Source organism: Patescibacteria group bacterium (genome assembly GCA_018896645.1).
Taxonomy (GTDB): Bacteria; Patescibacteriota; Patescibacteriia; order UBA2591; family JABMQE01; genus JAHIMF01.
Map to the genome: position 1 here is coordinate 18,047 of JAHIMF010000042.1, position 10,278 is coordinate 28,324.

Annotated in this window: 9 protein-coding genes; all 9 read left to right on the forward strand. The window is 37.4% G+C overall.

What is annotated here, in order from left to right:
• Nucleotides 1-528 precede the first annotated feature (528 nt).
• The 9 genes from KKD20_03450 to KKD20_03490 all read left to right on the forward strand — a co-directional run bounded on the left by KKD20_03450 (nucleotide 529) and on the right by KKD20_03490 (nucleotide 10,166).
• The gene (locus tag KKD20_03450; protein MBU4332151.1) at nucleotides 529-4,854 is read left to right on the forward strand and encodes a UvrD-helicase domain-containing protein; all 4,326 of its coding nucleotides are present in this window, start codon (nucleotides 529-531) and stop codon (nucleotides 4,852-4,854) included.
• A 47-nt stretch (nucleotides 4,855-4,901) separates the two neighbouring features.
• Nucleotides 4,902-5,210, forward strand: a complete 309-nt coding sequence (locus KKD20_03455; GenBank protein MBU4332152.1) for a hypothetical protein — start codon at nucleotides 4,902-4,904, stop codon at nucleotides 5,208-5,210.
• Nucleotides 5,167-5,784 (forward strand): nucleotidyl transferase AbiEii/AbiGii toxin family protein, encoded by a 618-nt coding sequence (locus KKD20_03460; GenBank protein ID MBU4332153.1) that lies wholly within the window; start codon nucleotides 5,167-5,169, stop codon nucleotides 5,782-5,784. Before KKD20_03455 ends, KKD20_03460 begins: the two co-directional genes overlap by 44 nt.
• 111 nt (nucleotides 5,785-5,895) lie before the next feature.
• Nucleotides 5,896-6,291 (forward strand): hypothetical protein, encoded by a 396-nt coding sequence (locus KKD20_03465; protein MBU4332154.1) that lies wholly within the window; start codon nucleotides 5,896-5,898, stop codon nucleotides 6,289-6,291.
• A gap of 118 nt (nucleotides 6,292-6,409) precedes the next feature.
• Nucleotides 6,410-7,456, forward strand: coding sequence for a phenylalanine--tRNA ligase subunit alpha (pheS, locus tag KKD20_03470; protein MBU4332155.1), 1,047 nt, complete (start codon nucleotides 6,410-6,412; stop codon nucleotides 7,454-7,456).
• Nucleotides 7,457-7,460: 4 nt separating this feature from the next.
• Nucleotides 7,461-8,201 carry a Fic family protein gene (locus tag KKD20_03475; GenBank protein MBU4332156.1) on the forward strand — a complete coding sequence of 247 codons (741 nt, stop codon included), beginning with the start codon at nucleotides 7,461-7,463 and terminating at the stop codon, nucleotides 8,199-8,201.
• Entirely contained in the window at nucleotides 8,201-8,455 is a 255-nt protein-coding gene (locus KKD20_03480; GenBank protein MBU4332157.1) for a hypothetical protein, read from the forward strand. The genes KKD20_03475 and KKD20_03480 overlap by 1 nt, the downstream gene beginning before the upstream one ends.
• The gene (locus KKD20_03485; GenBank protein ID MBU4332158.1) at nucleotides 8,448-9,065 is read left to right on the forward strand and encodes a nucleotidyl transferase AbiEii/AbiGii toxin family protein; all 618 of its coding nucleotides are present in this window, start codon (nucleotides 8,448-8,450) and stop codon (nucleotides 9,063-9,065) included. The genes KKD20_03480 and KKD20_03485 overlap by 8 nt, the downstream gene beginning before the upstream one ends.
• Before the next feature lie 15 nt (nucleotides 9,066-9,080).
• On the forward strand, nucleotides 9,081-10,166 hold the full coding sequence (locus KKD20_03490) for a hypothetical protein (protein ID MBU4332159.1): 1,086 nt from the start codon (nucleotides 9,081-9,083) through the stop codon (nucleotides 10,164-10,166).
• Nucleotides 10,167-10,278: the final 112 nt, after the last annotated feature.

Consider the following 10,278-nt stretch of genomic DNA (forward strand, 5'->3'; position numbering starts at 1 on the left):
CTGACGATTTATCTCTGGCCAATAAAATAATAAACCAATAAATCACTAAAATAAACCACCAAGTATTGCATCACTAAAAAAAAGATTTAAAAGAACTGTATTTATCATTGCTTTATATTAGCATACCCCAAAAATTTTGTCAAGTGTTTTGGGAATATTTTGAGGATAAAATTTGTATTTTTGGCTAATGTTAGATAAGAAAAAGCATTAAGCAAAAGACATTGGATGTCCAGTTGGACATCCAATGTCTTAGCGAATAGACCCGTCCCACCGGCAAGAAATACCCCCAAGACTAAACAGATAATCCATGATTTTTTCTTTTAATTTTCCTTTATCAATGCTAAAATAAATAAAACATAAAGAAACAGAGAAATAAAGAAACTAAGAAATTGAGACAAAAAACTCCATTGGTCTCCATTCCCAACTTGTAAAGATGACAATGAATTACAATAAATTACTACAAGTTACAATAAGTTACCATAATACATTGAATCATCACTAACTGTAATTCCCACATCATAATTTAATATGAACAACATTTTATCTAATCTCAACCCAGAACAAAAAAAGGCCGTTATTCACGAAAAAGGCCCGTTATTAATAGTGGCTGGAGCCGGAACCGGAAAAACCACTGTCATTACTCGTCGTATCGCTTGGCTGATTGAACAAAAAAAAGCCAAAGCAGATGAAATTTTGGCGCTCACCTTTACGGACAAGGCCAGTGAAGAAATGGAGGAGCGGGTGGACAAGCTCTTGCCGTACGGCTATGTGGATCTTTGGATTTCCACTTTTCACAGTTTTTGCGAGCGAATTTTAAAAGCTCATGGTTTGGATATTGGGCTTTCTACTGATTTTAAACTTTTGACCCAGACAGACCAATGGCTTTTGATTCGGCAGAATTTAGAAAAATTTAAGCTTGATTATTATCGTCCTCTTGGCAATCCTACAAAATTTATTCAAGCTTTGATTACTCATTTTAGCCGCCTAAAAGATGAAGAGGTTTGGCCTGAAGAATATTTGGAGTATGCGGAAAAGTTGAGGTTAGATGCTGGCGCGAGGATAGAGGATGGGGGAGTTAAGGCTGTGAAAAAATCCGAAATCCGAAATCCGAAATCCGAAACAAATTCAAAATTGCAAATCTCAAATTTCAAAACTGACGACTCAAGAATCAAGCCTCAAGCAGTTCAAGCCTCAAGCGATGTTGGTGAAATCGTACGAATTGAAGAGGTCGCCGGCGCGTATCACACCTATCAGCAATTGCTTCACGAAAACAATTACCTTGATTTTGGAGATTTGATAAATTACACGCTCAAGCTTTTCCGCACGCGCAAGAATTTGCTTACCCAATTTCAAAAACAATTTAAGTATATTTTGGTTGATGAATTCCAGGATACTAATTGGGCTCAGTACGATCTGGTAAAATTATTAGCCGGCGAAAAGAAAAATATCACTGTTGTTGGCGATGATGACCAATGTTTACCTCCGGATTCTATTATTAAAACAAAAGATGGAAATAAAAAAATAAAAAATGTTAAAACTGGAGATCTAATAGTATCTGCAATTGGTCGGGGTCTTCTAAGCTATAAAAGAGTTTCCAAAGTCATTAAGAACAGAAAAAAGTCTAAGTTTATTACCTTTACTACAAAAAGCGGCCATAAAATAAGAGTAACCGATAACCATAAAATGTTTTGTTTAATACCCGCTATTGATGATCATAAATATCATTATGTTTATTTAATGAATCGGCAAGATTTAGGTTGGCGAATAGGTATTACCAACGACTTATCAACAAGATTAAGGCTAGAACGTTCAGCTGATAAAATAATTGCTATTAAATCCTGTAATGGCGAAGAAGAGGCAAGATATTATGAAATACTATATTCATTAAAATATAATATCCCCACTATTTGTTTTAAAGACAGAAAAGGAATAGTCGCTAAAAACAAATGGATAGCTAGGCTTTTTTATGAGATCAACACTGAAAATAACGTCAATCAATTGGCTAAAGATCTAAATATTGATATAACCGCCCATCATTATTGTTTAGATACGGTGAACCGCGGTGACAAAGTAAGATTAAAAATTAATCTAGAACTATGTTACAGAAAGTATAGAAGCAAATATGCTAAGGAAAATTATTTAGATAATCCTCAAGTTTCCCACATATTGTTTTTAGAGACTTCTGATAGTAGGTTAATAAACAAATTAAAAGCCAATAACTATAATCTTAGCAGCGGTCGAAAGGGTGGCTATCGGTTAAGGATTTGTAGCAAAAATTTTTCAAATATAGGAAGAGAAGCTATTAAATTAAAACAAATAACTGGCGGGATAATAGAGCAAAGTTTTAAATTAGGTAAAATTAATCGTCAAACACAAAAAGCATTAATAATTCCAGCAAAAAATGTTTTTGTGGGTCAATATTTGCCGATTATCTCTAATAATAGTATTGTTTATGATAGAGTTGTGAAGCGTGAGGAATCAAAGATTAAAAATACTGTAGTTTATGATTTAGAAATAGCGGATACACACAATTTTATTGCTGATAACGTGGTAGTGCACAATTCAATTTATAAGTTTCGAGGAGCCTCGCTTTCAAACATCTTGCAATTTGAAAAAGATTTTCCTGAAAGTTCAAAAGTTGTGCTCACTAAAAATTACCGTTCCTGTCAAAATATTTTGGATGTCAGTTATAAATTTATCCAGCTTAATAACCCAAATCGGTTGGAAGTGGCTCTCTCGGGTGGCTCGGGTCCCTTGAAGAGCTCGAGCCCAGTCGAGAGCTTGACCCGAACAGAAGGCGGGCAAACGTTTGCCCGCCCTCCAGGACGTGGTATTTCCAAAAAACTTCAATCCCAAACTGCTTGTCAGGGGGAAATCCAGCATCTCCATGCTCAAACATCCGAAGAGGAAGTTCAAACTGTAATAAAAAAAATTATTGATTTTAGAAACAAATCTGTAGGGGTTGATTGCAATCAACCCCTACCACAGGACGAGAAAACCACCTGGTCCGATTTCGCCATCCTCGTCCGCGCCAATTCAAGCGCCGATGCTTTTTGCCGGGGTTTGGCCCAAGCTCAAATTCCTTATCAATTTTTGGCCTCCAAGGGTTTATACACTAAACCCGTGATTATGGATGTTTTGGCTTATTTTAAACTTTTGGATAATTATCATGAAAGCGCAGCTTTGTACCGGATGTTAAACTCGCCAATATTTAAAATTTCTCCAGCTGACCAATCAAAACTCACTTATCAATCTTACAAAACCGCAGAGTCGCTTTACGAATGTTTACAAAAGATCGCGGCTATCCCTGGCATTAGCGAAGAGAGTGTTAAAAAAGCCAGCCGGCTATTGAGTTTTATTGAAAAACATTCTGATTTGGCCCGCGAAAAAAATATTGGCGAGCTTTATGTGACTGTTATTAAAGACTTGGGCTATGAGCAGTATCTGGTTGATAAAGACGACCAATGGGCGCACGAGCAATTGAATTATCTTAATCAATTCTATAAGCGGATTCAAAAATTTGAAGCCGGCAGTCTTGATCCTAAATTGCGGGATTTTATGCTTGAAATTAATTTAGAAATTGAGGCCGGGGAGCAGGGGAAATTAGCTTTTGATGTTGAGGCTGGTCCGGATATGGTAAAAATTATGACAATCCATGGCGCCAAGGGACTGGAATTCAAATATGTATTTATTGCTAATCTCGTTGATAAACGTTTTCCAACTATCCAAAGAGCCGACCCAATCCAGATTCCTGATGAGCTTGTTAAAGAGATTTTGCCCGAGGGCGACATTCACTTGGAAGAAGAACGGCGTCTTTTTTATGTCGCTATGACCCGCGCCAAACAAGGGTTATATTTTACCAGCGCTGACGATTATGGCGGAGCAAGAGTAAAAAAAATGTCGCGGTTTCTGTTTGAATTAGGGTTGGAAAAAAAATCAATTACCGTTCGGCCACGAGCTCAACTTTCGGTGAGCTCAAGTCGAATCCGCGGCCGAGTGGTCAATTATCAATTATCAATTATCAATAAGGATCAAAAATCAAATCCCCATACTACAAAATTCGAACCAACACAGTTTCATTTGCCAAACCATTTTAGCTACTCCCAACTCGCGGCTTTTAAAAAGTGCCCTCGGCAATACAAGTTTAATTTTATTTTGCATATCCCAGTCTACGGTAAAGCCCCGCTTTCTTTTGGTCGGACCATGCACACTACTTTGCAAAAGTTTTTCGCTCAAAATATGAATCAAAGCGGTCAAAATAGTTTGTTCGGAGACACACCGCCAATAGCGCAAAACGACACAAAGTTACCGCCGTTGTCAGATCTATTAAAATTATACGAAAAGGCCTGGATTGATGATTGGTACGAGTCAAAAACTCAAAAGCAAGAGTATAAAGAAAAAGGCAAAAAGATTCTTAAGGATTTTTACACGAAGATAGAAAAAAATCCGCCGGTGGTGGATGGTTTGGAAACCAATTTTAATTTGCGGATTGGCGACTATACTGTTCGGGGGCGGATTGACCGACTTGATAAAACAGGGGATGGGGTTGAGTTGATTGACTACAAAACTGGCAGTCCTAAAGAGAAGTTAATAAACGAAGACAAAGAACAGCTTTTAATTTATCAAATCGCCTGTGAAGAAGTGCTGGGTAAAAAGCCCTTGCAACTTACATATTGGTATCTTGAAGGCAATCAACCAGTGTCATTTTTGGGCGCAGACAAAGAAAAAGAAAAACTAAAAAAAGATATCCTTACTCAAATTGAGGGCATCAGAAAGTCAGATTTTAAAGCCGCGCCTGGCTGGCAGTGCAAGTTTTGCGATTTTCGGGAGATTTGCGAGGAAAGGGCGGAGTGATTCCTCTTGTCAGCCCTCTTTTAATTTGCTAAAATAAAATTAAAGATATGACCACAAAAACCAAAAAATTAGACAAATCATTCAAACCATTATTTTGGTCTTATGATTTTAATAAATTAGATTCTGAAAAAGACAAAAGAAGAATTATTATAAATACTGTTAATTATGGTAACTGGAAACATTGGCAATGGCTTTCTAATTCTTATGGGCAAAAGGAGTTAAAACAAGAGATTAAAAATACTCCTGCCAGCGAATTTCGATTTCCAGCCCTAAAATTAATTCGTTTACTATTAGGAATTAAAAAAATGAAATATGCATCTCGAAGCGATTACATCCAAGCAAAAAAGAATATTTGATAAGCTAAACAATTTTCCTGATTATTATTTAGCCGGCGGAACAGCCTTGGCTTTACAAATCGGCCATCGGATTTCTGTAGATTTTGATTTTTTTTCCAAAACTGACATTCCTAAAAAATTGTTGTCTAAAATTAAAAACGTTTTCTATGATATTAAAGTGACCGATATTTTAAATCACTCCGAGCAATTAACCGTTGATCTTGAAGGAATTAATCTCACTTTTGTTCGTTATCCCTTTCCGTTGATTTCTAAACTCAAAGAATATCAAGGCGTTAAAATGCTTCAGGTTCCGGAAATCGCGGTCACAAAATCTTACACCCTGGGACAACGAGCTACCTATAAAGATTATGTTGATTTATATTTTATCCTAAATGAGAATTTCTGCACTTTGTCGAGAATTATTAAGCTTGCTCAAAAAAAATATAAAGAAAATTTTGACCCAAGGTTATTTTTAGAGCAACTGGTTTATCTCGAAGATGTTAAAGATGTCGAAATCAAATTTTTACAAAAAAGGGCAACCAAAAAAGTACTTCAAAATTTTTTTGAACATATAATCAGTCAATACAAACTTTAAAAAAGAAACCAGAAATAGAGAAACCAGGAAACAAGAAATTAAGGGAAAGACATTGATGCTTAAACTCCTTAATTTCTTGTTTCTAGTTTCTTAGTTTCTAAAGAATTAAAGATGTCCATCAAAAATTATTTATCTTTAATGTTTCTGGCTACTGTTATTTGTTGGGTGGCCTTTGGCATGGTGTTAAATTATATTGACCCCCAGGAGGCAGGATTTGTTGGCTTCGCCCTTTTTTACATTAGCCTGCTTTTTTCTTTAACTGGTTTATTATCATTGGTTGGTCTTGTTTTCCGGAGCCGTTTTAGCAATGCGCCGGTATTCCAGCGAGTGCACGCTTCATTCCGACAAGCCATTTGGTTTTCTGGGTTAGTAGTTTTCTTATTATTTCTGCAAGGTTTAAAGGTGTTGGAATGGTGGAACATTGTGCTGTTTGTGTTATTTTTAGCTCTATTAGAATTCTTTTTTATTTCACACAGGAAAGTGTCATCTCGACCGAGTGAGGAATGAAATGACGAGCGAGCGGAGAGATCCCGCCGATTATCTGTGGACGTTTTTCTCGAGTGGCCGTGTCTACAGGATTTACTGCGGGATCCCTCGGCTTCGCTCGGGATGACATTAAAATGCCATGAAAAATTCTCTAGAACAACTCAAAAACAAAGCCCTTAAAGAAATCAGGTCTTCCGAGACCCATGATTCGCTTTTGAAATTAGAAAAAAGGTATCTGGGCCGTAAGGGCGAGGTCACCAAAGTTTTGCGCTCTTTAAAGGATATGACCGCGGATGAACGAAAAACTTTGGGAAAATTTGCCAATAAAGTTAAGCAGGAATTAACGGAGTCCCTGGAAGAAACAAAAGTCAGTTTACAAGAGATCGCTGGTGAGGTAATAAAAGGCGACTGGCTTGATGTTACTTTACCTTCAGAAAAAAAACTTGGGCATCTTCATCCTTTATCCCAGGTGCAATATGAGCTGGAAGATATTTTTAGCTCTATGGGTTTTATGGTTTTGGATGGTCCAGAGCTGGAAAGCGAATTTTATAATTTTGAAGCTTTAAATATTCCAAAAGATCATCCAGCCCGCGACATGCAGGATACTTTTTATATAAATTCGAAATCGGAAAATAGAAATTTGAGCTCAAAACAAAAATTAGTTTTAAGAACGCACACTTCAAACCTTCAAGTCCGGGCGATGCAAAAATATGGCGCTCCACTTCGCGCAATTTTTCCTGGCCGTGTTTTCCGCTGTGAGGCGACAGACGCCAGCCATGACACAACCTTCGATCAAGTTGAGGGACTGATGATTGATGAAAATATTTCAATTGCGAATTTTAAAGCGGTAGTTGAAACTTTCTTAAGCCAAATATTCAATCGCGAGGTTAAAACTCGCCTCCGTCCCGGTTATTTTCCTTTTGTAGAGCCCGGCTTTGAAGTGGATTTAAACTGCGAAATATGCGGTGGCAAAGGTTGCCGTGTTTGCAAAAATTCCGGCTGGGTGGAATTTATGGGCGCTGGCATGGTTCATCCGGTTGTTCTAAAAAACGGCAATATTGATTCCAAAAAATACACCGGCTTTGCCTTCGGCTTCGGCATCACCCGCTTAGTTATGATGAAATATAAGATTAATGATATCAGGTTGCTTTTGGGCGGCGATTTGAGATTTTTAAATCAATTTTAATTTTATGATCAATTTCAAAAAATTAACCGTCAAAAAGCAAGAGTTAGACAAATATCGTCCCTTGCCGCCGGAGCTGGAAAAGAATTTGGACGATTGGTTTCGGATTGAATTAACCTACACCAGCAATGCCATTGAAGGCAATACTTTAAGCCGGCAAGAAACCGCTCAAATCGTGGAAAAAGACATAACTGTTGAGGGCAAAACTTTAAGGGAGCATATAGAAGCCAAAAATACAGCGGAGGCGTATGATTTTATTAAAACTATAGTCAATAAAAAAAAGATTGCTGAAAACGATATCTTAGACATTCATCGAATAGTTCTACAAAAAATAGACGACCGTAACGCCGGAAAGTATCGCAATATCGCGGTGCGCATCGCCGGTTCTGAAGTAATTTTGCCAAACTCCATGAAAGTGCCGGAATTGATGGGCGAATTTGCGGCTTGGCTAAATCAGGCCAAAGAACACCCGGTTAAAATTGCCCTGGACGCGCATTTCAAGTTGGTTTCAATCCATCCTTTTACTGATGGCAATGGCCGCGCCGCTCGGTTATTGATGAATTTAGTTTTATTAATAAACGGTTATATTCCGATTTTTATCAAAAAAGAAGACCGAAGAAAATATATTTCTGCGATTGAAAAAGGTCAATTAACCGGCGATTTAGATGATTATTATGAATTTCTGTGTCTTGCCGAAGAAAAAGCCGTAGATATTTATTTAGATGCGGTAAAAAATAAAGTGAAATAATGACCATCGCCAATTTCATCAAAAAAAGGCCATATTTATTTTGGTCCACCAAAGATTATAAAAACCTCTCCGAAGCTGCGATTGTTGAGGCGGTTTTAAATTATGGCGATTTTGACGATGTTAAAAAAATGATCTCCATTTTAGGACTTAAAAAAACTGCGGCCATCTTCAGAAAAAAATCAAGTCAAAAAAGATGTAATTATCGTCCGGAAATAAAAAATTATTTCAAACTTTATTTCAACAAATATGCATAAAGAAATTTTAACAAAAGAGCAGGTAGAACTTCTGCCGTTAGTAAAATCATTTTCAAAAGATTTTGGTCTAGTTGGCGGCACAGCCATCGCTTTGCGCCTTGGCCACCGACATTCTATTGATTTTGATCTTTTTACGCTTAAAGAATTTGATAATTTTAAAATTAGAAGAAAGATTTCTAAGTTTGAAAAAATAGATCAAGTTATAAGAAACGAAACCGGCGAGTATACTTTGATTATTAACAAAGTCAGATTCACTTTTTTCCATTACCCGTTTAAAATCAACTTTTCTAAAAATTTTTCCGATGTCATAAAACTGCCCGATCTTTTAACCTTAGGGGCAATGAAGGCCTACGCTCTTGGCCGTCGGGCCAAATGGAAGGACTATGTTGATCTTTATTTTATCGCCAAAAAATATCGCGGCCTTGACCAAATTATCAAAAAATCTAAAAAAATATTTAGGCAAGAATTCAACGAAAAATTATTCCGCACTCAATTAGCTTATTTTAAAGATATTGATTATTCGGAGAAGGTGTCTTTTTTGCCCGACCTTGAAATAAGCGATGAAGTCATTAAAAAGAAATTGATTGAATTTAGTTTGAATAAAATTTAAACTCAAGAAAGTCATATGTTTTCTGAACACGACCAACTCCATCAAGAATACCAAGCCCTTGCCGAACGCAAGCAAGAGTTTGATTTAGAATTGGAAAAAGCCAAAACCAAAGCCGAAACCCCCAAAGAAGCTCAAGCCGCGCTTCAAAAAGCCAAAGAACTCCAAGCGGAGCTGGAGCAAAAAAGAGACGCTCTTCGAGAAAAACTTTGGCCTTTTGAAGCTTTGCCCCAGAAAGAATTACAAGAGCAATATGAGTCCCAAAAAGAAATGTTTGAAAAAGTCGGCATTTTGGAAAAGCTCTCAACCGGAAAACTGGGCATCAAAGCCATAGACAATCAAGAATACGCTTTTCCAAGCTATCAAGAGATAACTAAAAGAATAAGAGAAAACAAGGAAACCCTCAAAACCAAAACAGAACAGGGTTTTAACCAACTGCTTATTGTTCCTTTTGGCCTGAAGCTTGATGACTTGATAGAAAAATACAAGCAAGTTATACTAAAGCACTATAAAGAAGGCAAACTCTTCGCCACCAAGGAAAATACTCAAGACCCAGATGAACCCTTGGAACTTAACGAGAACCAACCGGTCTGGACCTGGGACAAATACCAAAACGCGGACACAAACGAGGACTTGGTCTATTTTCCCCAAGAATTCTCCGAAAACCACCAAGGAAAAATCAAAGAACAAATACTCAAGCAAACCAACCAGGGTTTTAACATTCTGCTTCTGGAAGACCTGCCCAATATACCAAGACAAGGCAAAGGCAAAGAAATCAAAGGCCGAAAACAATTAGAAGCCGGACTAACTCCAAATCAATATCTGGAAATATTACAAACAGACCCTAACCATCAAAATGAAACCGGAATGACGCCGGAAGAGCAAATCATCTGCGCTATCAAACATCTTGAACAAACCAACCAAGTCATAGACGACTATTCCGGCAAGGGTTCGGCATCTTATCAATTAGGCGCTTATTTTACCGCTGACGGCTATGTCCCGCGCGCCAACTGGTTCCGCGGCATTCGCCAGGCCATCTTGGCCAGGAACGCTCCCGGGCATTCCTATTCTGGCCATGGCGTTCGCGCCGGGGTGAGGGTTTAGATTTTGGGGTTTAATCTTTTATTTTTTCTTTTTCTTTGTCTTTAAACTTTGAAAATTTTTGGATTAAATTTTAAATTAAAATAACTATGAATTCAGAAAAATTATCGCCAGA